A 25,532-nucleotide genomic window follows, 5' to 3' on the forward strand; every position below is an offset into this window, starting at 1 on the left:
GATACAATACGCGTTTTTCGATGCTGTGTGCACACGCTGGCCTGCACGGGAGAGGGGATCCGGCGCCAAGATCTTCGACACGGGACGCTTCGAATCTTACAACAACCACAATGCCTTGCGAGCGCGTTCGACTGAGCCCGCGCGGCGCTCGAGCAAAGCCGGTTTCCGCATTGCGACGTAACGTACTGGAAACCGTATGAGCCGCGTGCGAGCCTGGGACGACGCCCGGTCACCCCCGCCCCATCGCCCGCCGCATCACGGCCCGCACGGCCACCGCCCGCTCCCGCAGGGCGGCCTCGCGCGCCCAGTCGGCAGCGAGGCGCGCGGCAGGCGGGCCGCCCGGCGCCGCGGCGACGAGGTCGAGGATCGGGGTGCGGCCCGGATAGAGGTCCGCCAGGACGCGGTTCTCCTTGGTCACCGAGTCGAGCCGCTCGGCCTGTCGCTCCTCGTGCAGCGCCCGCACGATCTCGGCCTCCAGGAGCGCGCCCGGCGCCAGGGCGGCGTGGCGCTCGTCGTAGGCGGCCTTGAGCAGGAACACCGTGCCGCGGCAGACGAGGGAGACGCTGGCGGCCACCGGCAGGCCGTCGAGGCGCAGGAGATCGGCCCGCGCCGTCACCGGTCCGCCGCCGGGGCCGAACAGCTCGGCCGCGAAGGCCGCGGTGGCCGGCCGGCAGGCCAGCGCCGTGCCGATCCGGCCCTTCCAGCCGGCGCGCTCCAACTCCAGGAAGGCCGCCACCGCGCCCGCGAGGTCGCCCTCCGGCCCGATCGTCTCGAAGGAGACCGCGCCGAGGTCGTCGAGCCGCCGCCGCCGCCGCCGCAGGTCCTTGAGGCGGCTGCGGCCGGGCAGGGCCGCCAGGTAGGCGGCGTGGTCCGGGAAACGGTCGAGGACCGGCCGGTCGAGCCGCGCCACCGTGGCGGTGGACCAGCCCGCCGCCGCCAGGGCGGCGAGGAGCCCGCGTCCGGCGGGCGTCTCGGCGGGCAGGAGCGGCCAGCGCCAGGCCCGGGACACGCGCGCGAGCCCCTGCACCAGGGCGGCGAGCGCCGGCTCCAGGGCGGGGCCGTCCGCCACGAGGGGCGCCGTCGCCGTGATGGCCGCCGCCGTGAAGGGTGCCGCCACGGGCCGCAGCAGGAGGCGGGCGCGCCGGAGCGGCAGCAGGGCGAGGAGGGCCGGCCCGTGCCGGACGACGCAGCAGGCGAGGTCCGCCGGGGCCTGCCCGTGGGCGAGATGCGCGGCGATCATCCGCCGGCCGTAATCCGGCGACGGGGCGGCGGCGCGGGCGACGAGGTCGTCCCAGGCGGCGGCGTCGAGCGCGGCGGCGGGCACGATCTCGGCGGTCAGGGCGGCGCCCGCGCGGGCGAGGACGGGTGCGTTCACGGCAGGCCCCGGGCGAAGGCGGCACTCGACAGGCCGAGGCGCCGCCGCGCCGCGCCCCAGAGGACGATCCCCCGCAGGGCGACCGCGAGGGCGGATGCCAGCGCCGCCCCGGGGGGACCGAGGGCGGGCACGAGGACGAGCATCAGGCCGATGGCCAGCGCCAGCACGGCGGCGGTGAGTCCGGCGCAGAGCCGCTCGGCACCGAGCATGGCGAGCAGGTCCTCCGCCGGCCCGAAGACGGCCGCGATCCCGTGGCCGGCGAGCAGGATGGCGAGCAGCGGCAGCGCCCCGCGGAACTCCGCCCCGAACAGTCCGAGGAGGAGCGGGGCCGCGGCGAGGAGCCCGAGCCCGGCCGCCAGGGTGACGAGGAGGATGAGGCGCGACCAGTGCCGCACGAGGCGCGCGAGGCCCGCGCGGTCGCCGCGCGCCTCGGCCTCGGCGAAACGCTGCGCCGTGACCGAGGAGGCCGCGTAGGAGACGAAGGCGACGACCTGCATCAGCCGCGTCGCCGCGAAGTAGAGCCCGACGGCCTCGGGCGGCAGCAGGAAGCCGAGGACCAGCACGTCCGCGAAGGCGAAGCCCGAGCCGGTGAGGTCGATGAGCGCGAGGGGCAGCGCGACGCGCATCCAGCCGCGGGCCGTCCCGGCGCGGGGTCCCGGGGCCAGGATGCGGGCGAGGCGCCGCAGGAGCACGGCGCCCTGCGCTACGAGCGACAGGGCGGTCGCGGCGAGCGTGCAGGCCACCGCCACGGCCGCGACCGGGGGGGCGCCGGCCGCCACCGCGATCAGCATCGCGGCCATCACCAGGCCCTGGCGGACGAGGTAGGGCGGCGCGATGGCAAGGAGGGTCCAGTTCTGGCCGCGGGCCACGCCCTCGCAGAAATCCTGCAGGGCGAAGAGCGGCAGGACGAGGGCGCCCAGCAGCAGCGGGGTCCGGAGGGAGGCGTCGGCGAGGCCGGGCTGCAGCGCGAGGACGCCCTCCCCGAGGGCGGCGAGGAGCGCGGCCGCGCCGAAGGAGACCGCCACGCCGAAGGCCAGGAAGCCGCGGGCGCGGTCGGGCGCGCCGGTCGCCCGGTATTCCGGCAGGAAGCGCGAGGCGGCGTGGGAGAGGCCCCAGGTGGAGGCGTGGCCGAGGAGGGCGGTCCAGACCCAGACCGAGGCGAAGATGCCGTACTCGCCGGGCCCCATCAGGCGGGCCATCAGCACCTGGGCGGTGAGGGCGCAGCCGGCCGAGGCGACGCGCAGACCGAACACCGCGGCGGCCGTGCGGGCGAGGCCCGGCAGGCCCGGCGGCGCATCGCTGAGTGAGGCCCCGGCCGCCATGGATGCCTTCCGGCTCGCGCGGCGCGCAGGCCGCCGCGGGCCTGACCGTAAGCCGTGCGCCTTGCGGGCGGGTTAAGCGGGATGCGGCCCCGACGGCGCCGTCCGCCATCCTGCCGATCCGACGTCGACCGGATCGGTCACCGCCCAGCTGCCGCAGCGGCGCGACCGCTCGCATCACCGCGCAAGGCATGAGGGACGCCAAAGAATCGCATCAGACCACGCCCATGGCAGCAAACACTCTCCCTCATGCTGAGGTGCGACCGGAGGGAGCCTCGAAGCACCCCTGACCGTTGATCCAAGACGAAGGCTGCCTGGACAAACTGTTCTGGGGTGCTTCGAGGCTCCCTCCGGTCGCACCTCAGCATGAGGGGGCCTGTGCCTTCCAGATCCGTTCCGCTGATAAGCCGGTCGCAACCCTGTGCGCACTGGCAGGAGGGTCGCAGCCCCGCCTCCACTCAGGCCAGGATGTCGAGCACCCGCTTCTGGATCTCGTTGGCCTGCCGCAGCACCGCCGCCTCGACCGAGACGTCCGTCCTGGCCGTCGCCAGGGTGACGGCGGCGTCGAGCGTTCCGCCGTCGGCGGCCCCACCCTCGGCGATCCGCGTCGCGGCCTGGTCGGCGCGGCCGGTCGCCGCGAGGAGGCCGGAGGTGGCGCTGGAGAGGGCGGAGATCATGGGGCAGGCTCCCGTCGGAGCGGAAAGTCGAGCACACCGCCCTTAAGATCCCGTCAGCAGGATCGGACAAAACCCCGGGACGTCACGCGGCCGGACCGATCGGCTGGCAGCGGAAGGCGCCGTAGCCCCCGCGGGCGAGCCGCTCCGCCAGCGCCGGCAGCACCACCTCCATCTCGCCCGCCAGCGTGTAGGGCGGGTTCACCACGATCAGGCCGCTGCCCGACAGGCGGGTCGGATCGTCCGGGCGGTCGATCAGCAGGTCGATGCGCAGGGCCGGGCGGGGGAGGGCGGTGGCCAACGCCGCCGCCATCCGGTCGACGGCCGCGATGTCCTTGATCGGATACCACGCGAGGTAGAGGCCGATCGGCCACTTCGCCACGGCCTTGGCGAGATCGCGCCCGAGCCGGTCGATCTCGCCCGGCACCTCGTAGGGCGGGTCGATCAGGGCGAGGCCGCGCCGCTCCTTCGGGGGGATCAGGGCGGGCAGGGCCGTCCAGCCGTCGAGGGCCATCACCTTGGTGCGCCCGTCGCGGGCGAAGCGCTCGGCGAGCAGCGCCCCGTCGGCCGGATGCAGTTCCACGAACACGCCGCGGTCGCCCGGGCGCAGGAAGTGGCGGATCACCGTGGGCGAGCCCGGATAGGAATCGGGTCCGTGCCGGGCCTGCGTGGCGGCCACCGCCTCTCGGTAGGGCGCGAGCAGGGCTTCGACCGGCTCCGGGAAGGGCTCGGCGAGGCGGCCCCAGCCGTCCCGCCACTCGCCCGTGCGCGCGGCCTCGTCGGCGGTGAGGTCGTACCAGCCGATCCCCGCATGGGTGTCGATGGCCCGGAACGGGGCCTCCTTGCGCAGCAGGTAGGCGAGCACCCGGGCGAGGACGAGGTGCTTGAGGACGTCGGCATGGTTGCCGGCGTGGAAGGCGTGGCGGTAGTTCACGCGGCGCGTTCTACAGGATCGCCCGGCGGATGTCGGCCAGCGTCTCGGCCACGTGGCGCAGGAAGCGCGCCGCCGCGACGCCGTCCACCACCCGGTGGTCCCAGGACAGGCTGAGCGGCAGGATCAGCCGCGGCTGGAACAGTGACCCGTCCCAGACCGGTTCGATCCGGGCCGGCGCCGCGCCCAGGATCGCCACCTCGGGAGCGTTGATGATCGGCGTGAAGCCGTCCCCGCCGACGCCGCCGAGCGACGAGACCGAGAAGCAGCCCCCCTGCATCGCCTCCGGCTTCAGCGTGCCGGCCCGCGCCTGCGCGGCCAGTTCCGCCATCTCGGCCGCGATCGCCACGATGCCCTTGCGGTCGCAGTCGCGCACCACCGGCACGACGAGACCGCGGGGCGTGTCGGCCGCGAAGCCGACATGGACGTAATCCTTCAGGATCAGGTCGCTGCCGTCGAGGGAGGCGTTGAAGCGCGGATGGGCGCGGAGCGCCGCGGCGGCGGCCTTGAGCAGGAAAGCCGTCATCGTGACCTTCACGGCGGGCGTGCGCGGCTCGCCGTTCATCTCGCGCCGAAACACCTCGGTGTCGGTGACGTCCGCGTGGTCGAAGTTGGTGACGTGCGGGATCGTGAGCCAATTGCGGCTGAGCGCGGCCCCGGAGATCGACTGGATGCGCGAGAGCGCCTCGCGCCGCACCGGCCCGAACTTCTCGAACTTCACCTGCGGCCAGGCCGGCAGGCCCGCGCCGATGCCGGAGGCCGGGGCCGGCAAGGCGGCCGGCGGCGGGCTCGCGAGGCTGCCGCGCACGAAGGCCTGGACGTCCTCGCGCAGGATGCGGCCGGACGGGCCGGAGGCCGCGACGGCGTCGAGAGGCACGCCGAGTTCCCGCGCGTAGGCGCGCACGGCCGGCGTGGCGTGGACGTCGGGGCCAGCCCGCGGGGCCGGGCGCGGCGGGGGAGGGGGCTGAGGTGCTGCCGGCTCCGGCGCTGCGGCGGCGGGCGCGGCGGGGTCGGGCTGCGCCGCGACCGGGGCGGGGGCCTCGCCCGAGGTGTCGACGATGAGGATCGGGGTGCCCGCCGAGACCTTGGTGCCGATCGCCACCAGCAGCTCGGCCACCACGCCGGCCACGGGCGAGGGCACCTCCATGGTGGCCTTGTCGGATTCGAGGCTGATCAGCCGGTCGTCCACGGCGATGCGGTCGCCGGGCTTCACCAGGATCTCGATGATCGGCACGTCCGTGAAGTCGCCGATGTCGGGGAGGTTGACGGGCAGGCGGGTGCTCATGGGGGCGGGGTCGTCGGATCCGGGAAAGATGAGGGGAGGGCTCGCGCCAAACCCCTCCCCCCTCTGCGGGGGAGGGTGGCCTGCGGAGCAGGCCGGGAGAGGGGAACCACGCTTCAGACTGAACCTGAAGCGGGGTGAAGAACGCCACCTGGAGAAGCGTTGCGCTGCCCCTCTCGGCGGGACTTCGTCCCGCTGCGCTCACTGCGTTCGCCACCCTCCCCCGCAGAGGGGGGAGGGTTCGGGTGCGCTCACACCGTCCAGGGTGCGGGCGCCTCGGGGTCGAGCCCGTAGCGGGCCACCGCCTCGGCGACCTTGGCCCGCGGCAGCGCGCCCTCGTCGGCGAGGGCGGCGAGGGCCGCCACCACGACGTGCTGCCGGTCCACCTCGAAGAAGCGGCGCAGGCGGCTGCGGGTGTCGCTGCGGCCGAACCCGTCCGTGCCGAGGGCCACGAAGCGGCCCTCGACATGGGGCGCGATCAGCTGCGGGTAGGCCCGGACGTAGTCGGTGGCGGCGATCACCGGGGCGCGGCCCGGCAGCAGCGCCGCCACGTGGCTGCGCGGCGCCTCGGTCCCCGGCTGCAGCCGCGCCGCCCGCTCGGCCGCCTGCGCGTCCCGGGCGAGTTCGCTGAAGCTCGTGGCGCTGAACACCGCCGAGCCGATCCCCCATTCCTCCGCGAGCATCCGCGCCGCCGCGATCACCTCCGGCAGGATCGCCCCGGAGCCGACGAGCCGCACCGCCTCGCCCTCGCCGAAGGCCGTGGTCCGGTAGAGGCCGCGGATGATCCCGTCCTCCACGCCCGCCGGCATCGAGGGCTGGGCGTAGTTCTCGTTCATGGCGGTGACGTAGTAGAACTCGTCCCGGCCCTCCTGCATCATCCGCCGGGTGCCGTGGTCGAGGATCACCGCCATCTCGTAGGCGAAGGCCGGGTCGTAGGCGCGGCAGTTCGGAATGGTTGCCGCCACGAGGTGGCTCGACCCGTCCTGGTGCTGCAGCCCCTCGCCGCCGAGGGTCGTGCGGCCGGCCGTCGCGCCGATCAGGAAGCCCCGCGCCCGCTGGTCGGCCGCCGCCCAGATCAGGTCCCCGACCCGCTGGAAGCCGAACATCGAGTAGTAGATGTAGAAGGGCAGCATCGCGAGGCCGTGCACGCTGTAGGCGGTCGCGGCCGAGACCCAGGACGAGATCGCCCCGGCCTCGGTGATGCCCTCTTCGAGCAGCTGCCCGTCGCGGGATTCCTTGTAGAACAGCATCGAGCCCGCATCCTCGGGCTCGTAGAGTTGGCCGAGCGGCGAGTAGATCCCGACCTGCCGGAACAGGTTCGCCATGCCGAAGGTGCGGGCCTCGTCGGCCACGATCGGCACGATGCGCGGCCCGAGCGCCTTGTGGCGCAGCAAATTGCCGAGGATGCGGACCGCCGCCATGGTGGTCGACATCTCCTTGCCGTCGGCCTCCAGCGCGAAGCCGCCGCTGGCCGCGAGGTCCGGCACCGCCACCGGGTCGGCAGTGCGGCGGCGCTTGGGCAGGTAGCCGCCCAGGGCCTCGCGCCGCTCGCGCAGGTAGCGCAGCTCGGCACTCTCCTCCGGCGGCCGGTAGAAGTCGAGGCGCTCGACCTCCGCGTCGGAGAGCGGCAGGGCGAAGCGGTCGCGGAACGCCTTGAGGGCGTCGGTGTCGAGCTTCTTGGCCTGGTGGGCGGTCATGCGGGACTCGCCCGCCCCGCCCATGCCGTAGCCCTTCTTGGTCTTGGCGAGGATCACGGTCGGGCGGCCCTTGGTCGCCTTGGCCGCCGCGAAGGCCGCGTAGAGCTTGCGGAAATCGTGCCCGCCGCGCTTGAGCCGGTCCACGTCCGCGTCGGACATGTGCGAGACCAGCGCCTTCACCTCCTCGTCCTCACCGAAGAAGTGGGCGAGGTTGTAGGCGCCGTCCTTGGCGCCCAGCGTCTGGTACTTGCCGTCGACGGTGGCGGCGAAGCGGCGCAGCAGGGCGTGGTTGGTGTCGCGCGCGAAGATCGCGTCCCACTCCGAGCCCCACAGCACCTTGATCACGTTCCAGCCGGCGCCGCGGAAGAGGCTCTCCAGTTCCTGGATGATCTGCCCGTTGCCGCGCACCGGCCCGTCCAGGCGCTGCAGGTTGCAGTTGATGATGAAGGTGAGGTTGTCGAGCCTCTCGCGCGCGGCGAGGGAGAGGGCGCCGATCGATTCCGGCTCGTCCATCTCGCCGTCGCCGAACACGCCCCAGACGTGGCGCCCGGCGGTGTCGACGAGGCCGCGATCGGCGAGGTAGCGCATGAAGCGCGCCTGGTAGATGGCGTTGATCGGCCCGATGCCCATCGAGCCGGTCGGCACCTGCCAGAAATCCGGCATCAGCCAGGGATGCGGGTAGGAGCACAGGCCGGTGCCGGCGATCTCCTGCCGGTAATGCTTGAGATGCTCCTCCGACAGCCGCCCCTCCAGGAAGGCGCGGGCGTAGACGCCGGGGGCCGAGTGGGGCTGGAAGAACACGAGGTCGGCGCCCGCCCCGGTCTCGTCGCCCGCCTGGAAGAAGTGGTTGAAGCCGAGTTCGAACAGTTCCGCCGCCGAGGCGTAGCTCGCCACGTGGCCGCCGAGCTCGCCGTAGGCCATGTTGGCGCGCACCACCATGGCGAGGGCGTTCCAGCGCATGATGGAGGTGAGGCGCTCCTCCATCCCGAGGTCGCCCGGATAGGGCGGCTGCTTCTCGAGCGGGATGGTGTTGCGGTAGGGCAGGTAGGGCGGGGCCTCGTCGACGAGGCCGATGGCCCGGGCCTTCTCCTCCAGGCGGTCGAGGAGGAAGCGCGCCCGCTCCGGCCCGGCGTGGCGCACCACGGATTCGAGGGAGGCGAGCCAGTCGGCGGTCTCACCCGGATCGGCGTCGGCGACGCCGCGCGGCCCCACGATCGGCGCGGCACTGGGCTTGGCGCTGGCGCTCATCGGCAATCCTCCCGGGCGTTTCAGGTCTTGAGGCTGAATCGCCCATGCGGGGGAGAACCGCAAGCGCCCGCGACGCAGAGGGCTATTGCAGCGCCGCCTGCACCTCGACCTGCGTGTCGCGCGGCAAAGTCGATTCCCAGACCGACCCGGCGCGGGCCTTCTCGTAACCGTCGTTGAACAGGGTGCGCATGTAGGCCGTATCGAAGCCCTGCTGGGCCGCGACTTCCGGCAGGCGCCGGTCGATATAGGTGAAGTTGAAGCCGATGCCGTTGCGGCGCGAGAAGGCGGCCGTGCTGGTGAGCGCCGCCCGCGCCCGGGCGCGGCCCACCGTCGAGAGGGTGCGCGACGCGATGGCGAGCGCCCGGTTCTCGACGAGGTCGAAGCTCGGCTCGATGCGGCCGTTGATGACCACGTAGATGGTGGGCCGCCCGCGGCGGCTGCCGACGCGCACGCCCTGCGCCAGGAAGGATTCCGGCAGCGTGAAGACCGGCGTCGCCACGGCGCCGTCGACATGCATTTCCTGGAAGCCGTGGTTGCCGGCCTGGGCGTCGATCAGCATCGGCGAGAACACCGCCGGCACGCTCGCCGAGGCGGTGAGCACGTCGCGGAACAACTCGACGCTGTTCGGCGCGCCCCCCGCCGCGATGGCGCCCATGTCCCAGATCACCGCGCGCTGCGCGTCGATGTTGGTGGTGACGACGAGCAGCCGGCGGCCCTTGCGATGCTCCTCGGCGACCTGCGCCACGAGCTCCGGCGAGACGTAGCGCCCGACGAGGTCGCGCAGGCGCTGGTCGCCGAACAGCCCGTCGCCCAGCAGCACGTTGAGGGGGTTGGGCGACTGGACCAGGGTCGAGGCGACCCCGCTGGTGTAGATCTCCCGCAAGGTCGGGTCGTAGGCCGGCCCCAGGAAGGCGAAGGGGGCGATCAGCGCTCCGGTCGAGACGCCCGAGACGAGGCTGAAGACCGGCCGCGTGCCGCTCTCGGTCCAGCCGTTGAGGACGCCCGCCCCGTAAGCTCCGTCGCCGCCGCCGCCCGACAGGGCGAGGTAGGTGAAAGGCTCCTTCTGGGTGGCGACGGCGCGGCCGACCTCGGCGAAGGCGGAGGCCGGGGCGTCGGCCCAGACACGGATATTGGTGGCCTGACCCGGGATCGTCGCGACGGAGGCCTCGGCCGCCGTGTAGGGCGCCCGTGGGATGGAGGAACAGGCCGCGATCGGCGCGGCGACGAGTGCGGCGAGGAGCCCGCGCACCGGATGCGATCGAAGGAACACGGGATCTCCGCCGTCGGTCTGGCTGCGCCGCCTCGGCCGGACTCTCCGTCAGGGGCCGGCGAATGGCAACGCTTATTGTAAAGCTTGAGCGGCGGAACGGTTCCGTTTCGGGAGGGCGTGGCGGCGGTGCATCGGGGGCGGCGCGCCGGACGACCCCTCCCCCCTCTGCGGGGGAGGGTGGCCTGCGGAGCAGGCCGGGAGAGGGGCCGGCGCGACGCTGCTCCAGTGAGCGCCCGTCAGAACGGTCCCGAACAATCCTGAAGCGTGGTTCCCCTCTCCCGCCCCGCTCCGCGGGGCACCCTCCCCCGCAGAGGGGGGAGGGTTCGGCCGCCCTCACCCCTTCCGGCGGCCGAAATCCGGCTCCGCGGTCTCCTGGCCCATCGCCACGATGCCGCGGCGGATCGCCCGGGTGCGGGTGAACAGGGCGTGCAGCGCCTCGCCGTCGTCCCAGCGGATCGCGCGGGCGAGCGCCGCCAGGTCCTCGTTGAAGCGGCCCAGCATCTCCAGCACCGCCTCCTTGTTGGTGAGGAAGACGTCGCGCCACATGGTCGGGTCGGAGGCCGCGATGCGGGTGAAGTCGCGAAAGCCGCCGGCCGAGAACTTGATCACCTCGGACTGGGTCACGGCCTCGAGGTCCGCCGCCGTGCCCACGATGTTGTAGGCGATGAGGTGCGGCACGTGGCTGGTGATGGCCAGCACGAGGTCGTGATGGGCCGGGGTCATGATCTCGACCACCGAGCCCATCCCCTCCCAGAAGGCGCGCACGCGCGCCACCGCCTCCGGGTCCGTGCCCTCGGGCGGGGTGAGGATGCACCAGCGGCCCTGGAACAGGGTGGCGAAGCCGGCATCCGGCCCCGATTGCTCGGTGCCGGCGACCGGATGGGCCGGCACGAAGGCCGCGTGGGCGGGCAGGTGCGGCGCCACCGCGGCCACCACCGCGCCCTTGACCGAGCCGACGTCCGAGACGATGGCGCCCGGCTTCAGCGCGCCCGCCAGCGCCGCCGCCACCGGGCCGGCCGCGCCCACCGGCACGCAGAGCACGACGAGATCCGCCCCCGCTACGCCCGCCGCGAGGTCCTCCGTGACCTCGTCGGCGATGCCGAGCGACCGGACGCGCTCGCACACCGCCGGGTCGCGGTCGATGGCGACGATGGTCCCGGCGAGGCCGTTCGCCCGCGCCGCCCGGGCGATCGAGGAGCCGATCAGGCCGAGACCGACCAGGGCGAGCCGGCCGATGACCTCACGCATGGACCGCGCTCCGCACGAAGTCGCCCAGCGCCGCGATCACCGCCTCGTTCGCCTCCGCGGAGCCGATCGTCATGCGCAGCGCCTGCGGCAGGCCGTAGGACGCCACGCGCCGCAGGATCAGCCCGCGGGCGGTGAGGAAGGCGTCCGCCTCCGCGGCCGTGCGGCCCGGCGCGTCCGGGAAGTGGATCAGCACGAAGTTGCCGACACTCGGCGTGACCGTGAGGCCGATCTCGGTGAGCGCCCGGGTGACCTTCGGCAGCCATTCCTCGTTGTGGGCCACCGCCCGCGCGATGTGGGCATCGTCCGCCACCGCCGCCGCGCCGGCCGCGATCGCTGCGGCGCTGAGGTTGAAGGGGCCGCGGATGCGGTTGACCGCGTCCGCCACCGCGGGCGGCGCCACCATCCAGCCGATGCGCAGCGCCGCGAGCCCGTAGACCTTCGAGAAGGTACGGGTCATGACCACGTTCTCGGACTCGGCCACGAGTTCGAGCCCGGCCGCGTAGTCGTTGCGGCGGACGTATTCCGCGTAGGCCGCGTCGAGGATCAGCAGCACGTTGCCGGGGAGCCCGGCATGGAGCCGGCGCACCTCGTCGAAGGGCAGGTAGGTGCCGGTCGGGTTGTTGGGATTGGCGAGGTAGACGATGCGGGTGCGCGGCGTGACGGCGGCGAGGATCGCGTCGACATCGGCCGTGTGGTCCCGCTCTCGCACCACGACCGGCGTGCCGCCCGCCGCCAGGATGGCGATGCGGTACACCAGGAACCCGTATTCCGAGTAGATGCCCTCGTCGCCCACGCCGAGATACGCGTAGGTCAGGAGCGAGAGCAGTTCGTCCGAGCCGGCGCCGCAGACGATGCGCGCGGGGTCGAGCCCGTACTTGCCCGCGATGGCGCGGCGGAGCGCCGTGGAACTGCCGTCCGGGTAGAGTTCGAGGTGGGATTCCGTGTCGCGCATCGCCGCGACCGCGGCCGGGCTCGGGCCGAGCGGGGTCTCGTTCGAGGACAGCTTGTGCAGCTTCACGCCGGCCGGCGCCGCGTTCTTGCCCGGCACGTAGGCCTCGATCGCGAGAACGCCGGGGCGCGGGACGGGGCGGAGGGCGGCGGACATGACGGGTCTCGGCGGTTTCGTGCGGAAATCGCCCGTCTAGAGCATGTCGGCGCGCAGGGGAACAGGAGCGCGCGCGACGCCGCAGCCCGGCCGGCTTGCCGGAGAGGGAGGCGGCTGTTTAGGCTTGTTCCAAACTCAGGAGGAACGTCATGTGCCGCATCTTCGCGGAGCAGCCACCCGAGAGCTACGCCTGCGAGACCCGCTCGCTCCGCATCGGCGGGCATTGCACGTCCCTGCGGCTGGAGACCGCCTTCTGGACCATCCTGGAGGACATCGCCCGCCAGGAGGGCCTGAGCGTCGCGAAATTCGCCACCAAGCTTCACGACGAGGTGCTGGAGCGGCAGGGCGAAGTGCGCAACTTCGCCTCGCTGCTGCGCTGCTGCTGCCTCATCTACCTCGCGCGGGGCGGCCCGGGGCGGTTCGGCGCGCCGGTGCTGATGGCGGCGGAGTGAGGGACCGCCTCAGGCCTTCGGCGCGACCGATGGCGGGACCGCGTACATGCCCGTGCTCTGGAACTCGGACGGGCTGATCCCGAAGGCGCGGCGGACCACCTTGGCGAAGTCGTTCGGGTCGGGGTAGCCGCAGGCGAGCGCGACGGCCTTGATGCTGAGCTGCGAACGGGCGGGCGGCCCCCGTCCATCCTCTGCTTGCGCACGAACTCGGCCGGGACCACCCCCGTGGTGCGGGCGAAGGACCGGCTGACCCCGGCGACCGTCGCCAGGGTGTCGATGTCGACCGCGGCGCGCCGGTCACGCTGGTGCCCGCGCCCCACCACCTGCACCGCTTCGCCGTGGACGGGACGGCGCTGCGCGGATGACGCGCCCTCACCGCGGCGCGGTGCCGTCCGCCCGGCTCGACGGCAATCCGCCCGGCGCGTCCGGATAGGCGGTGCTGGGCGTGCCGGTCCGGCCGGCGCCCTGGCTCGGCGCCGCGGTCCGGCTCGCATCCGCGGCCCCGGACGGGTCCGGCTTGCCCGGGCAGGGCGCGCCCGCCGGGCAGGCCGGATCCGGCGGACGCGCATCGCGCGCGGCGGCCGGGGTGCCGGCCGGGTTGCCCGGATAGGCGGCCGCGCCGCCGGGCTGCGTCGGCGCGGGCGCCGGCGTTCCCGACTGCGCCAGACGCGTCCCGGCCGCGGCGGCGGGACCCGCCAGGGGGAGGGCGACGAGGACGGCGAGGAGGATCCGCATCAGATCTCCCGCCGCTGCATGGCGCCCGCGATGTGGTCCGCCTGCCGGAGCGCCAGAGCCACGATGGTCAGCGTGGGATTGCAGGCCGCGCCACTCGTGAACTGGCTGCCGTCGGAGACGAACAGGTTCTTGACGTCGTGGGTCTGGCCGAACTTGTTCACGACGCCGTCCCGCGGCTTCGCGCTCATCCGGTTGGTGCCCATGTTGTGGGTGCTCGGGTAGGGCGGGGTCGGGTAGGTCACGGTCGCCCCCACCGCCTCGTAGACCGATGCGCCCTGGCGGTAGGCGTGGTTGCGCATGGCGACGTCGTTCGGGTGATCGTCGAAATGCACGTGGGCCACCGGCATCCCGTGCTTGTCCTTCTGCACGGGGTCGAGGGTGATGCGGTTCGTCTCCTGGGCGAGGTCCTCGCCGACGAGCCACATCCCGGCCATGCGCGGATACTGCTCCATGGCGCTGGTGAAGGGGCGCCCCCAGCCGCCGGGATTGAGGAAGGCGGCCATGAAGGGCAGGCCGAGCGACAGCGTCTCCATCTCGTAGCCGCCCGCGAAGCCGCGCGAGGGATCGTGGCGCGCCTCGTCGCGGATGATCCCCGCCATGGTCGTCCCGCGATACATGTGGACCGACTTCTCGAACACGCCGTAGACGCTGCCGGTCATGTGCCGCATGTAGTTGCGGCCGACCTGGCCCGAGGAATTGGCGAGCCCGTCCGGGAACAGGGTGGAGGCGCTGTTGAGGAGCAGCCGCGGGCTCTCGATCGAGTTGCCCGCCACCGCCACGATCCGGGCCTTCTGGCGCTGCAGCTGCCCCTTCTCGTCCGCGTAGACGACGCCCGTGACCTTGCCCGAGGCGTCGTGCTCGATGCGGATCGCCATGCAGTTGGGGCGGACCTCCAGGTTGCCGGTGTCCTCGCCGCGGGGAATCTCGGCGATCAGCGTCGACCACTTCGCCCCGGACTTGCAGCCCTGGAAGCAGAAGCCGATCTGCTGGCAGGAGCCGCGGTCGTGGCGCTCCTCGCTGTTGATCGCCATCCGGCCGCTATGCACCTCCCGGTAGCCGATGCGGCGGGCGCCGGCCTCCAGCACCTTGAAGTTGTTGTTGCCGGGCAGGCCCGGGATGCCGTTGGTGCGGGTCACGCCCATCCGGTCCTCGGCCTTCTCGTACCAGGGGTCGAGCTCCGCCCGGGTGATCGGCCAGTCGAGGAGGTTGGCGCCGGGGATCGCGCCGTAATGGTCGCGGGTGCGGAACTCGTGCTCCTCGATGCGCAGCGAGGCGCCGGCCCAGTGCACGGTCGAGCCGCCCACCGCCTTGACGATCCAGGCCGGCAGGTTGGGGAAGTCCCGCGCCACCCGCCAGGAGCCGGAGGTGGTGCGCATGTCCGTCCAGGCGAGCTGGGCGAAGCTCTCCCACTCGTCGTTGACGAAGTCCTCCATGTTGTGGCGGGCGCCCGCCTCCAGGATGACCGTCTTGATGCCCTTGAGCGCCAGCTCCGTGCCGAGCGTGCCGCCGCCCGCACCCGAGCCCACGATGACGACGAGCCCGTCGTCGTTCAGGTCGAAAGTCGCCATGGTTTCCTCCAGGGCCGGCGGGTCGCTGAAACCTGCGTCCTCGGGCCGGCGGTGCTTCGTTATTCTTGAGGCAGCCGGTGCTCAGACCTTGGGCAGCCAGTCGATGTCGTTGAAGCCGCGCTGGATGTAGCCGCCCTTGTCGGCCGAGGAGCCCTCGTAGCCGAACTTCGGCCACAGATCGTGCTGGTTGTAGAGCGACACGACGAGGTCGGCCCGCAGCGCCTTGAAGAAGGGCGTGTGCTCGATGGCCTGGAGGAGCGCGACCCGGTCCGCCTCCCAGCCGACCTGCGCGTAGGGCACCTTGTGGCGGGTGCGGGCATCGTCGTCGAGGCGCCGGACGCCCTCGGTGAGGAGCTGCTTCGTCGCCGGGTCGCCCGCGGCCTTGCCGTCCCAGGGCTTCACCGCGGTGATGTAGTAGGTGTCCGCCAGGAAATCGTGCGGGTAGATATCGCGCGCAACCTTTACCAGCGTCTTGAGCTGGTCCGGCGAGAGGGCGGATCCGCCCTCGGCCCAGGCCTCCTCGACGGCGAGGCCGGCCCCGGTGGCGATGGCGGCGGCCGGGGCCGCGGCGGCGGCGGATTGCAGGAAGCTGCGCCGGCTCACGCGCCGGCGCGGATCGACTTCTCTCATGGGATTTCCTCCAAGTCGTCTTTTGTTGAACGCTTTTGTCGTCCTTGACCGCGATGGGCTCAGCCGAAGCGGCCGCCCTTCTGGATGACCTCGATCTTGTAGCCGTCCGGGTCGGTGGCGAAGAAGAAGCGCGCGAGGGTGCGGCCCTGGTGCTGGAAGTCCTTGACGGGCGTGGCGGGCAGGCCCTCGCGCGCGAAGCGGGCGTGCTCCGCATCGACGTCGTCCACCACCACGGCGAGGTGGCCGTAGCCGTTGCCGGGGTCGTAGGGCTCCTGCCGGTCGAAATTGACGGTGAGTTCGAGTTCGAAGGGCGAGGCCGGGTCGCGCAGGTAGACGAGGGCGAAGGTGTCGAACTCGAAGCGCTCCGCCACCTCGAGCCCGAAGGCCTTGGCGTAGTAGTCGCGCGAGCGGGCCTCGTCGCGGACGCGGATCATCGAGTGAACGGGTTTGGCCATCCAGGTCCTCTCCGGGCGGTGCCGGCCGCAGCCGGCGCGTGGAGAAGAGCCTAGCGCCGTGGCGCAGCCGGAGGTGGTAGCGGGCTGTGGCGGGCTGTCCTCGCTCAGGCCGCCCGCACGCCCGCGAGGAAGCGCTCGACCTGCTCGCTCAGCTGCGCGGACCGGTGCGACAGGTCGGAGACCGAGGCGAGAACGCGGCGCGCGGCGGCCCCCGTCTCCTCGGCGGCGCCGGCGACCCCGGCGACATTGCCGGTGACCTCGCCCGTCCCGGCCGAGGCCTGCGCGACGTTGCGCGCGATCTCCTGCGTCGCCGCCCCCTGCTGCTCCACCGCCGCCGCGATCGAGGCCGAGACCGCGCTGATCTCCTGGATGCGCGCCGCGATCCCCTCGATCGCCGCGCCCGCCCGCCCGGTCGAGTCCTGGATCAGGCCGATCTGCGCGGTGATCGCCTCGGTTGCCTTGGCGGTCTGCCCGGCGAGCGTCTTGACCTCGGCGGCGACCACCGCGAAGCCGCGGCCGGCCTCGCCGGCCCGGGCCGCCTCGATGGTGGCGTTGAGCGCCAGCAGGTTGGTCTGTCCGGCGATCACGGCGATCATCGCGGCCACGTCGCCGATCCGCAGCGCCGCGCCGCCCAGGTCCTTCACCACGCCGGTGGTGCGCGCCGCCTCGTCGGCGGCCGTCCGGGCGAGGTCGGCCGAGCCGGAGACCTGCCGGCCGATCTCCTGGACGGAGGCGCCGAGTTCCTCGGCGGCGGCCGCGACCGTGCTCACATGCGCGGACGCCTCCTCGGCCGCGGCCGCGGCGGCCGATGCCCGGGAGGCGGTCTCGGAGGCGATCCCGGCCATGCCCTGCGATGCGGTCTGCAACGCGGTCGCGGAGGCCGCGACCCCGCCGATGACCTCGCCGACCGCGGCCTCGAACCGGTCGGCCATCCGCCGCATGTCGGCCCTGCGCTGCGCCTCGGCGGAGCGCCGCGCCGCCGCGGCCTCCTCCTCCAGCGTGCCGGTGCGGATCAGGCTCTCCCTGAACACCTGCACGGCGCGAGCCATGGCGCCGATCTCGTCGCCTCGGTCGCGGAAGGGCACCGCGACCGCGGTGTCGCCCCGCGCGAGACGGTCCATCACGGCGGTGGTGCGCGCGATCGGGCGAGAGATGCCGCGGCCGAGCAGCAGGAGGAGGATCACGACCGGCAGAACCAGGGCCGCCGACCACAGGACGGCGTGGATGGCGCGGATCCGAACGGCCTCGTGCACGTCGTCGAGGTAGAGACCGGTCGCCACCACCCAACCCCAGGGCGCGAACAGGTGAACGCTCGCGATCTTGTCGACCGGTTCGCCGCCGCCGGGCCGGGGCTTGCGGTAATGGACGAACCCGGACCCGTGCACCCGGGCTGTCTCGATCTGCTCGGCGAAGTAGCGCTTGCCGCCCGGCACGTCGGTCTGGTCGACGACGCTGTGGCCCACGGCCTTCGGGTTGAAGTCGTTCGCGAGCAGGATGCCGTCGAGGTTCTCGATCCAGAAATAGTCGTTGTCGCCGTAGCGCATGGCCGAGACGGCCTTGAGGGCGGCCTTTTGCGCCTCCGGCACAGATATCCTTCCCGCCGCGGCCTCGGCCGCGTGGGCGGCGACGACGCTGAGGGCGGTCTGGGCGAGGCGCTGCGTCATCGCCGCCCGGTCCTCCAGGACGGAGCGACGCAGTTCCACGAGGTTCAGGACGCCGAGCACCGCGACCACGGCGAGCACGAGGCCGGTCAGCGCGCCGAGCTTGTGTCCGACCTTGAGGTTCGCAGGGTGGAGCGCCGCGAACCGGCCACCCGCCCGCTCGCAGGAGGCGCCGCGGAATTCGGCGCGGGACGTGCTGGCCATCATGCGCAGTGCGGTCCTACGACGGCAGGTCGGCGGTCGGGGCCCCGCGCCGAGACGCGCCCGAATTCATGCGATCGACCAAGATCATAGTCCCACCCCAGGCAGATGTCGCCGCGCCGCGCACGGTCCCGTTCTAGAGGAGGAACGATAATCCTGAAACGATGAGGAGAAGGTTGATGGCGCGGGCGAAATGGACGTCCGACAGTCTGCCGTAGAGGAGGAGGCCGATCTTCGTGCCGAGGAGCGACCCCGGGATGCACAGAAGGCTCGCGGGATCGATGGCGGGGCCGCCGGCGCGGCCCCGGGCGGCCGCGATGAGGGCGAGGGCCGCCACCTGCATCACCAGGATGAAGGGCTGGAAGAGGGCGCGCTGCCGGTCCTTGGGCCACCCCTTGCCGCCGCACCAGATGGTGACGGAAGCGCCGGGGAAGCCGGCCGCTCCGCCCGTGACGCCGCCGAGGAAGCCGGCCGCGCCGTCCAGCAGGGGATGCTGGTGCGGACAGGTGAAGGGGCGCCGAGCGAGCATCGACGCGCCGTAGGCCAGGAGGAAGACGCCGAGCCCCGCGGTGAACGCGTGGCGGTCGGCGTCGATGAGCGCCCAGACCCCCAGGGGCAGCCCGAGGAGGCCTCCGACGAGGAAGACCGAGAGGCCGGCCCAGTTCACGTGCCGCCGCAGCGCCCAGACCATCGCGGCCTGGTTGGCGATGCTGCAGGTGATCATGATCTGCACGATCCCCACCGGGTCCCCGGCGAGGTGGAACAGCATGGCCCCGCAGATCGCCGAGAAGGCGAAGCCCGCGATGCTCGACAGGGCCGAGGCGACGATGATCGCCAGCATCGTGCCCGCGCTCGGCACGCCGGCGTGGCCGGCGAGGGCGAGGCAGGTCAGGGATCCGCCCGCGAGGGCGAGCCATTGCCAGGGCGATGGGCGGTCGGTCCCGCGCAACCGCCCGGGGCCGCGGGGCCCGGCCCTGTCGGAGGGGTCGGGGAGGGCTGCGAGGGCGCCGGCGCGGCTGATCGACGGCATCGCGCGTCAATCCGACGAGCCGGCCATCAGCGCGACCACGTCGGCAGCCCCCGGGGGGTGCGCCGGGCCGGGCCGGACCGCGCGATCGACCTCCACGATGGCGGAGACGATCAAAGTCACTAGGATGACGTAGCGCATTGGATCTCAGTCTCGTGGATTTACAGTGTCGTTCCGCAAAACCCTGCGCAACGATCCTGCCTTTGATTTATGACGCTGCGGATTAAACGAGGGTTTAATGGATGCGGCGCTTTTGCTGCAATGCAAAAACGGCTGTCCGCCGAGGGGCCGGCCAGCCCGTCATCCTCGTTCGGGCGGGGACTGGTTCCGGTCTCCGCGGCCGCCGGAGCCGCCTTACGCCGCGCGGGAGAGGCTGTCCTGACAGTGGCGGCATCGGTGGCGGCGAGGAGCCGGGGCGGGCCGTCGAGGCTCAGAGCGTTCCCGGATGGGGGGCTGTCGCGGTCTTGCCGTGGCGAGCCGGACGGTCCGCGAGGCGGTCGGCGAGCCGCGCCCGAACAGAGACCTCGACCAGCGCACGCGTGCACAGCGAACCGGCGCTTCTCTCGGTGACCCACTGTCGTTTCGCCACGCGGGCCTCCTCCCGAGGGCGACCCTGCGGGTCGGTCCGCGGCGGCTCCCGCCGGCCTCTCGGTCCGGGCGGGCGCCTGGGCCCGGCTCACGGCCGGGGCGGCATCCGGCGGGTGACGACCGGCCTCCCGTGCGGCATGGTCCCGCCCACCGCCCGGGCCGCGGCCGGCGCGGGCGGGCCGGCGCATCGCCGGACGGGCGGCGGGGAAGGCAGATGATCGCGATCCAGGACAAGCGGCCGCGGACCAAGCCAGCGGAGGTGCGGCGCGACGAGCTGATGGACGCGGCGCAGGCGCTGTTCCTGCGCAAGGGCTTCGCGGCCACCAGCGTCAGCGAGATCGTCGAGGATGCCGACGTCGCCAAGGGCACGTTCTACCTCTACTTCAAGACGAAGGACGACGTCCTGGCGGCGCTCCGCACCCGCTTCGTCGACGGCTTCTGCGAGCGGGTCGACGCCGCCATGGCGGCGGGCCACGCGGACGCGGCCGCGCGCCTCGACGCCTGGGTGAGGGCCTGCGTCGATGCCTATCTGGACAACGTCGCCGTCCACGATCTCGTCTTTCACCAGCATGCTCCGTCGGATCGGGCGGCGAGGACCGGGAACCCCGTCGTCGTCCGGCTGGCGGCCCTGATCGCGCGCGGGACCGCGGAGAAGGCCTGGACGGCCGACCACGCGCCCCTGACCGCCGTCATGCTGTTCGACGCCCTGCACGGCGCCGTCGATCACGCCATTGCCACCGGGATGACGGACCGCGCGGCGCTGATCGGCGCCGTGTCGACGCTGTACCGGCGCGCCCTGGGCATCGATCGCGGGTGAGCGGCCCGGCGCCTCACCGCCCGACCGTGCACTCGATCTGCCCGTGCGGCTCGTCGGTGGCGACGAAGACCTGGTTGGGATTGTCGAGGCCGAAGGGCGAGAGGTCGACGAGCAAGTAGTGCTTGTTCGGGCAGGCGAGGGTGACGGTCGCGACCTCCGGCACCGCCGCGAGGGCCGCCCGCGCCATCCGGTAGAGGCTGTCCTGGATGCTGTGGCTGTAGGTGGTGGCGAAGACCCCGAGCAGGCTGTCGAGGACCAGCGCGTTGGCGGACGGGTAGTCGGCGGGCGGGCGCGCCCAGAGCCAGGACGCCTCCATGCTGGTCGCCGCCAGCCGGTCGTGCGTCTCGGGGATGGTGGTGTAGGGGTCCTTCACGTAGTTCGCCCAGCCGGACTCGGTGGTCTTCAGGAAGGTGAAGCCCGAGAGGCCGGATTCGACCTGCGGCGCGCCGCCCCGCCCGAGGGTCACCCGGGCGAGGGAGCGGCCGTTGCCGTCGAGGGTGAAGGCATGCGGGTGGGGCACGCCATCGACGGCGAGCCGCGCCCAGCGCGTCTCGTGGGCCGTGACGGTGGCGGTCTCGACCATGGCGTAGGCGTCGAGCAGGCGCCGCGCCACCGCCGCGCAGAACTCTTCCGCCGCACCCATCGGGCTCTCGCGGGCCACGATGTTGACGACGTTCTTGATCGTGTCGGTCGATACCGTGGTGGCGTTGTCGGCCCGGGTGAAGGCCCCGTCGAAGCCGCCGGTGAGCATGGCCTGGACGGAGAGTTCGCGCACCTCGTGGCGCGCCCCGTCGCGGTGCACGCGCATCACGCGCACGCGGCCCTTGCCGTAGGTCTTGTGCAGGAGGGTCATGGTCTCGCGGCCTCGGTCACCCGGTATGCGGTGGATGGCTCCGCAGGGCGGAGCCGGCTTCGCGCGAGCGCCGCATCAGGCGTGCTCGGCGGCGGCGGCCATCGCGGCCGCGTCCCGGTGCGCGGTCTCGGCGCCGCCGAGGCCGTTGAAGAAGGCGTTGAGCAGCACCGCCGCCAGGGCCGCGAGCAGGATGCCCGATTCCAGCAGCGGGTGCAGCGCGTGCGGCAGGTTGCGGAAGAAGGTCGGGGCGACGAGCGGGATCATCCCGAACCCGACCGCGATCGCCACCACGAACTGGTTCTTCGGGTTGCTGCGGAAATCGACGGCCGCGAGGATGCGGGCGCCGGTGGCCGCGACCATGCCGAACATCACCAGCCCGGCCCCGCCCAGCACCACCTGCGGCACCGCCTCCACGAGGGCGGCCATCTTCGGCAGCAGGCCGAGGCCGACCATGATCAGGCCGCCCGCCACGGTGACGAAGCGCGAGCGCACCCCGGTGACGCCGACGAGACCGACATTCTGCGAGAAGGACGTGTACGGGAAGGTGTTGAACACCCCCCCGAGCAGGGTGCCGACGCCGTCCGCGCGCAGGCCGCGGGCGAGGGCGGCCCCGTCGAGGGGCGCGCCGGTGATCTCCCCGAGCGCCAGGAACATGCCGAGGGACTCGATCATCACCACCACCATCACCACGCACATCGTGGCGATCGGCACGAGGTGGAACTGCGGCAGGCCGAAGCGGAACGGCAGGACGAGGTCGAACCAGGGCGCGGCCGCGACCTTCGCGAACGGCATCAGCCCCAGCAGGGCGGCCACAACCGAGCCGGCCACGATCCCGAGGAGCACCGCCACGTTGGCGAGGAAACCCTCGCCCCACCGGATCAGCGCCAGGATGACGAGGAGCACGAACAGCGCGATGCCGAGCCCGGTGAGCTGGCCGTAGGCCGGGTTGGGGAAGCTCCCCGGCACCCCGTCGACGACCCGCGTGAGGGTCGGCAGGCCGCCCCCCGCCCAGTTGATGCCCACCCGCATCAGCGAGATGCCGATGACCAGGATGATGGTGCCGGTGACGACCGGCGGGAACAGCGGCAGCAGTCGGCTCACGAAGGGAGCGACCGCGATGCCGAAGATCCCGGCCGCGATCACCGACCCGTAGATCCCGAGGAGCCCGATCTCGGGGGAGGCGGCCATGGACAGCATCGGCCCGACCGACGCGAAGGTCACGCCCATCATCACCGGCAGCCGGATCCCCACGCCGGGGAAGCCGACGCACTGCACCAGGGTGGCGAGGCCGCAGGCGAAGAGGTCGGCGCTGATCAGGAACGCCACCTCCTCGGGCCTCAGGGCCAGCGCCCGGCCGATGATGAGCGGCACCGCCACGGCGCCCGCATACATGACGAGCACGTGCTGCAGCCCGAGCGGGATCAGCCTGCGGAGCGGCAGCCGCTCCTCCACCCCCGAATCCCTGCCCGTGGTCATCCTGGCATCCCTCCCGCGGACCGTCGGCGGGGCCGCGCCGCGGTTCGGCGCCATCAAGGACCGTGCCAGCCGGCCCCGCCCGGGAGGGCGGATTCGTTCAGCGTCTCGTGGCAGGATGCGGGCGCGGCGCGAGCGCCGCGTCCTCCCGCGGGCGCGGCGTCCCGCCCCGCTTCGTGCCGAAACACCAGAAGAGTTCAGGGCCCATGCGAACCATCGTATACGCCGACGGCGGCTGCGATCCCAATCCCGGACCGGGCGGCTGGGGCGTCGTGATCCTGGCCCCCGAGGGGCCGATCGAGCTGTGCGGCGGCGAGCGCCAGAGCACCAACAACCGCATGGAACTGACCGCGGCGATCACCGCCCTCGCGCATTTTCCCGAGGGGGCGGCGATCGAGATGCGCTGCGACAGCCAGTACGTGGTGAAGTCCGTGACGGAGTGGATGCGGGGCTGGAAGGCCAAGGGCTGGCGCACCACGACCGGCGAGGTCAAGAACCGCGACCTGATGGAGCGGATCGACGCGCTCAACGCCCGCCGCGACGTGCGCTGGGTCTGGGTGCGGGGCCATGCGGGCGAGGAGGGCAACGAGCGGGCCGACCGTCTCGCCGCCGAGGGCCGCCGCCGGGCGCTCGGCCTGCCGCCGCGCGAGAGCGCCGTCACCCCGGCCGCGATGCCGGCGGCCAAGCTCGAGGGGGTGAAGCCTGAGGGGCTGAAGCCCGAGGCGCCGCGCGGCCCCTCGCTGCCGATCGACGGCGCGCTCGGCCTGATGCTCACCCGCGCCGCCAAGCAGGCGGGTGTGACGCCCCAGGCCTTCATGGAGGAGGCGGTGCGCCTCGCCCTCGACCTCGGCCCGGACGGCGTCGCGCGGGTAAGGGAGGAACTGCGCAGCCGGAAGGCGCCGGCGGCCTGACCGGCGCGGCGGGACCGGCGGCGCGAGCGGTGGACGCGATCGGTCCACCGCCTTAGCGCCAGCGTCTTGGCGCCAGCGCCCTGGCGCCGGGATGGTTCTGTTGTAAACTATCTCCATGGCCTCCCCGTCGCCGCGTCCCGCGCCCGTCAGCCCCGCCGATCCCGACCCGATGCGGATCTGGTTCCGGTTCATCCGGCTCAACCGGCGGGTGATGGCGGCGGTGGCGGCGGAATTGCGGGCACTCGGGCTCTCGATCCCGCAATTCGACGCGCTCTCGACCCTTTCCGAGCGCGAGGGCCTGACCCAGCAGGATCTCGCCGAGCGGCTCTACGTGACGAAGGGCAACGTCTCGGGGCTGATCGACCGGCTGGTCGAGGCGGGGATGGTCGAGCGCCGCCCGATCCCCGGCGACCGGCGCTCGCACGCGCTCCACCTCACGCCCGCGGGCCGCGACCTCGCCCGGGCCGGGATGGCGGCGCAGGGCGCCTACGTGGCCCGCACCCTCGGGGCGCTCCCCCCCGCCGACCTCGCCGCGCTCGAACGGGTGGTGCTCGCCTGGCGCGCCCTCGCCCGGACGGACGAGGACGGGCGGCGCTAGAGGCAGTCATGTTCGACGCGGTGGCGTTCGCGGGCGGCGGCAACCGCTGCTACTGGCAGGGCGGGTTCTGGACCGCTGCGGCCGGGCGGCTGTCCCTCGCCCCCTCCCTGGTGGTCGGGGTCAGCGGCGGGGCCTTCGCGGCCTGCTACAGCCTGCTCGGGCTCGGGGAAGCGGTGGCGGAGCGGGTCGCGGCCGGTTGCGCGGCGGGCCGGCCCAACCTCGACTGGCGGGCCGCCTGGCGCGGCGCCCGGCCGTTCCCGGTCTCGGCCCTCTACGCCGACCTGATCGGCGCGGTGCTCGGGCCGGAGGCCTACGGGCGCCTGCGGGCGGGGCCGACGCAGGTTCTGATCGCCCTCGCCCGTCCGCCCCGGCACCTGCCCCTCGCCGCCGCGGTCCCGCTCGGCATCCTCACCTACCAGGTCGAGAAGACCTGGCGGGCGCCGGTGCATCCGCGCGGCGGGCGCGCGCTCGGGTTCCGGGAGGAATTCGTGGCCCTGCGCGACCTGCCCGGTCCCGCCGATCTCGCCGCCGCCCTGATGGCGAGCGCGAGCGTGCCGCCCTTCCTGCCGGTGGGACGGGTCGCGGGCCGGCCCGCCCTCGACGGCGGCCTCGTCGACAACGTGCCGGTGGCGCCGCTGCGCCCGATCGAGGCGGCGGGCGGGCGCACGCTCGTGCTGCTCACCCGCCGCTACCGCGCCCTGCCGCAGCATCCCGGCCGCACCTACCTGCAGCCGTCGCGGCCGGTCGCCGTCGGGCAGTTCGACATCACCGACCCGGAGGGCATCCGCCGGGCCTTCGCGCAGGGGCTCGCGGACGGGGCGGCCTTCGCGGCCGCCCAGGGACGCTGAGGCCGGAGAGGCGGGGTCCGGGCGCCGCGGCGCCCGGCAGGGATCCCGGCCCGCCTCAGTGCGACCGGTCGCTCCGGTCCGGGGCGAGGCCCGTGCCGCTGTGGCGGTGGTGACGGTCGCGCTCGCCGCCGCCGCCGGAGACGTGGGAGCGCGTGTCGTTGGTCGGGCTGCCGGGCGTGGGTCCCCGGTGCTCCGCCTGCTCCGGCGCGGTGGCGTCCTGGTGGCTGCTGCCGGGGCCGCCGTGATGACGGTCGGTCTGCGGCGCCTTGCTGGAGGTGCTCATCGGTCCTGCTGGTATCCCTGGTTCGTGGTGTTGACCTTGGAATTCCCGGCCTGGCCGATCTTGTCGGGATCCTTCGTCTGGCTGCCGGCCCGGCCGAGATCCGTCGGTGCCTCCGGGGCGCTGCCCGGCCCCTTGTGGGACTGGTTGGCGGGAGGAACGGGGGGAGGCTTGGCGGTCATCGCGGATCTCCTCTTCGGGTGTCGCGCCCAACGTCCCCGATCGGGCGGCTGTTCCCGCGCGGGCGGCGTCGGGACCCGCCTCCGCGGCGGCGCGGAGCGGCGGG

25 protein-coding genes and 1 pseudogene are annotated in these 25,532 nt (G+C 73.3%); 5 read left to right on the plus strand and 21 right to left on the minus strand.

Going from position 1 to position 25,532, the window contains the following annotated elements; genetic code table 11:
• Positions 1 to 229 precede the first annotated feature (229 nt).
• From ACW9J6_RS12570 to ACW9J6_RS12610, 9 genes are all read right to left on the minus strand, one after another.
• Positions 230 to 1,375, minus strand: a complete 1,146-nt coding sequence (locus ACW9J6_RS12570; protein ID WP_457116819.1) for a GNAT family N-acetyltransferase — start codon at positions 1,373 to 1,375, stop codon at positions 230 to 232.
• The gene (locus ACW9J6_RS12575; RefSeq protein ID WP_457116820.1) at positions 1,372 to 2,697 is read right to left on the minus strand and encodes a lipopolysaccharide biosynthesis protein; all 1,326 of its coding nucleotides are present in this window, start codon (positions 2,695 to 2,697) and stop codon (positions 1,372 to 1,374) included. The genes ACW9J6_RS12570 and ACW9J6_RS12575 overlap by 4 nt, the downstream gene beginning before the upstream one ends.
• A gap of 455 nt (positions 2,698 to 3,152) precedes the next feature.
• A complete protein-coding gene (locus tag ACW9J6_RS12580) occupies positions 3,153 to 3,371 on the minus strand; it encodes a hypothetical protein (RefSeq protein ID WP_457116821.1) in 219 nt (72 codons plus the stop codon).
• 82 nt (positions 3,372 to 3,453) lie between these two features.
• Positions 3,454 to 4,302: a 23S rRNA (adenine(2030)-N(6))-methyltransferase RlmJ gene (locus tag ACW9J6_RS12585; RefSeq protein ID WP_457116822.1), complete on the minus strand. Its 849-nt coding sequence runs from the start codon at positions 4,300 to 4,302 to the stop codon at positions 3,454 to 3,456.
• Between the two features lie 10 nt (positions 4,303 to 4,312).
• Positions 4,313 to 5,584, minus strand: a complete 1,272-nt coding sequence (locus ACW9J6_RS12590) for a 2-oxo acid dehydrogenase subunit E2 (RefSeq protein WP_457116823.1) — start codon at positions 5,582 to 5,584, stop codon at positions 4,313 to 4,315.
• A gap of 248 nt (positions 5,585 to 5,832) precedes the next feature.
• A complete protein-coding gene (gene mdeB / locus ACW9J6_RS12595; RefSeq protein ID WP_457116824.1) occupies positions 5,833 to 8,526 on the minus strand; it encodes an alpha-ketoglutarate dehydrogenase in 2,694 nt (897 codons plus the stop codon).
• 82 nt (positions 8,527 to 8,608) lie between these two features.
• Complete coding sequence (locus ACW9J6_RS12600; RefSeq protein ID WP_457116825.1) at positions 8,609 to 9,796, minus strand: patatin-like phospholipase family protein; 1,188 nt, start codon at positions 9,794 to 9,796, stop codon at positions 8,609 to 8,611.
• Between the two features lie 333 nt (positions 9,797 to 10,129).
• Positions 10,130 to 11,044, minus strand: coding sequence for a prephenate/arogenate dehydrogenase family protein (locus tag ACW9J6_RS12605; RefSeq protein ID WP_457116826.1), 915 nt, complete (start codon positions 11,042 to 11,044; stop codon positions 10,130 to 10,132).
• Entirely contained in the window at positions 11,037 to 12,149 is a 1,113-nt protein-coding gene (locus ACW9J6_RS12610; protein WP_457116827.1) for a pyridoxal phosphate-dependent aminotransferase, read from the minus strand. The genes ACW9J6_RS12605 and ACW9J6_RS12610 overlap by 8 nt, the downstream gene beginning before the upstream one ends.
• 149 nt (positions 12,150 to 12,298) lie before the next feature.
• On the opposite strand from ACW9J6_RS12610, the gene ACW9J6_RS12615 reads away from it, so the two are divergent.
• Positions 12,299 to 12,601 carry a ribbon-helix-helix domain-containing protein gene (locus ACW9J6_RS12615; RefSeq protein ID WP_457116828.1) on the plus strand — a complete coding sequence of 101 codons (303 nt, stop codon included), beginning with the start codon at positions 12,299 to 12,301 and terminating at the stop codon, positions 12,599 to 12,601.
• 9 nt (positions 12,602 to 12,610) lie between these two features.
• Here ACW9J6_RS12615 and ACW9J6_RS12620 read toward each other — a convergent pair.
• From ACW9J6_RS12620 to ACW9J6_RS12655, 8 genes and pseudogenes are all read right to left on the minus strand, one after another.
• Positions 12,611 to 12,757, minus strand: a pseudogene (locus ACW9J6_RS12620) (AraC family transcriptional regulator); the annotation flags it as partial.
• 216 nt (positions 12,758 to 12,973) lie between these two features.
• Positions 12,974 to 13,336, minus strand: a complete 363-nt coding sequence (locus ACW9J6_RS12625) for a hypothetical protein (RefSeq protein ID WP_457116829.1) — start codon at positions 13,334 to 13,336, stop codon at positions 12,974 to 12,976.
• Entirely contained in the window at positions 13,336 to 14,904 is a 1,569-nt protein-coding gene (locus ACW9J6_RS12630; protein WP_457116830.1) for a GMC family oxidoreductase, read from the minus strand. The genes ACW9J6_RS12625 and ACW9J6_RS12630 overlap by 1 nt, the downstream gene beginning before the upstream one ends.
• Positions 14,905 to 14,985: 81 nt before the next feature.
• A complete protein-coding gene (locus ACW9J6_RS12635; RefSeq protein WP_457116831.1) occupies positions 14,986 to 15,534 on the minus strand; it encodes a gluconate 2-dehydrogenase subunit 3 family protein in 549 nt (182 codons plus the stop codon).
• Positions 15,535 to 15,593: 59 nt separating this feature from the next.
• Positions 15,594 to 15,989 carry a VOC family protein gene (locus tag ACW9J6_RS12640; protein ID WP_457116832.1) on the minus strand — a complete coding sequence of 132 codons (396 nt, stop codon included), beginning with the start codon at positions 15,987 to 15,989 and terminating at the stop codon, positions 15,594 to 15,596.
• Positions 15,990 to 16,093: 104 nt separating this feature from the next.
• Complete coding sequence (locus ACW9J6_RS12645) at positions 16,094 to 17,857, minus strand: cache domain-containing protein (protein ID WP_457116833.1); 1,764 nt, start codon at positions 17,855 to 17,857, stop codon at positions 16,094 to 16,096.
• A gap of 130 nt (positions 17,858 to 17,987) precedes the next feature.
• Positions 17,988 to 18,881 (minus strand): sulfite exporter TauE/SafE family protein, encoded by an 894-nt coding sequence (locus tag ACW9J6_RS12650; RefSeq protein WP_457116834.1) that lies wholly within the window; start codon positions 18,879 to 18,881, stop codon positions 17,988 to 17,990.
• Positions 18,882 to 18,887: 6 nt separating this feature from the next.
• A complete protein-coding gene (locus ACW9J6_RS12655; protein ID WP_457116835.1) occupies positions 18,888 to 19,019 on the minus strand; it encodes a hypothetical protein in 132 nt (43 codons plus the stop codon).
• Positions 19,020 to 19,680: 661 nt separating this feature from the next.
• Here ACW9J6_RS12655 and ACW9J6_RS12660 point away from each other — a divergent pair.
• Entirely contained in the window at positions 19,681 to 20,283 is a 603-nt protein-coding gene (locus ACW9J6_RS12660) for a TetR/AcrR family transcriptional regulator (RefSeq protein ID WP_457116836.1), read from the plus strand.
• A 13-nt stretch (positions 20,284 to 20,296) separates the two neighbouring features.
• Here ACW9J6_RS12660 and pucL read toward each other — a convergent pair whose 3' ends face one another.
• Complete coding sequence (gene pucL, locus ACW9J6_RS12665; RefSeq protein ID WP_457116837.1) at positions 20,297 to 21,136, minus strand: factor-independent urate hydroxylase; 840 nt, start codon at positions 21,134 to 21,136, stop codon at positions 20,297 to 20,299.
• A gap of 75 nt (positions 21,137 to 21,211) precedes the next feature.
• Complete coding sequence (locus tag ACW9J6_RS12670; protein WP_457116838.1) at positions 21,212 to 22,612, minus strand: nucleobase:cation symporter-2 family protein; 1,401 nt, start codon at positions 22,610 to 22,612, stop codon at positions 21,212 to 21,214.
• Between the two features lie 203 nt (positions 22,613 to 22,815).
• On the opposite strand from ACW9J6_RS12670, the gene rnhA reads away from it, so the two are divergent.
• The 3 genes from rnhA (at position 22,816) to ACW9J6_RS12685 (ending at position 24,966) form a co-directional block, all read left to right on the plus strand.
• Positions 22,816 to 23,520 (plus strand): ribonuclease HI, encoded by a 705-nt coding sequence (gene rnhA, locus ACW9J6_RS12675; protein WP_457116839.1) that lies wholly within the window; start codon positions 22,816 to 22,818, stop codon positions 23,518 to 23,520.
• Positions 23,521 to 23,635: 115 nt separating this feature from the next.
• The gene (locus ACW9J6_RS12680) at positions 23,636 to 24,118 is read left to right on the plus strand and encodes a MarR family winged helix-turn-helix transcriptional regulator (RefSeq protein WP_457116840.1); all 483 of its coding nucleotides are present in this window, start codon (positions 23,636 to 23,638) and stop codon (positions 24,116 to 24,118) included.
• An 8-nt stretch (positions 24,119 to 24,126) separates the two neighbouring features.
• Entirely contained in the window at positions 24,127 to 24,966 is an 840-nt protein-coding gene (locus ACW9J6_RS12685) for a patatin-like phospholipase family protein (RefSeq protein ID WP_457116841.1), read from the plus strand.
• A gap of 55 nt (positions 24,967 to 25,021) precedes the next feature.
• Here ACW9J6_RS12685 and ACW9J6_RS12690 read toward each other — a convergent pair whose 3' ends face one another.
• Together ACW9J6_RS12690 and ACW9J6_RS12695 are read right to left on the minus strand one after the other, a co-directional pair.
• Positions 25,022 to 25,249: a hypothetical protein gene (locus tag ACW9J6_RS12690; RefSeq protein WP_457116842.1), complete on the minus strand. Its 228-nt coding sequence runs from the start codon at positions 25,247 to 25,249 to the stop codon at positions 25,022 to 25,024.
• Complete coding sequence (locus tag ACW9J6_RS12695) at positions 25,246 to 25,428, minus strand: hypothetical protein (RefSeq protein WP_457116843.1); 183 nt, start codon at positions 25,426 to 25,428, stop codon at positions 25,246 to 25,248. Before ACW9J6_RS12695 ends, ACW9J6_RS12690 begins: the two co-directional genes overlap by 4 nt.
• Between the last annotated feature and the right edge of the window lie 104 nt (positions 25,429 to 25,532).

Source organism: Methylobacterium sp. JK268 (assembly GCF_054052225.1).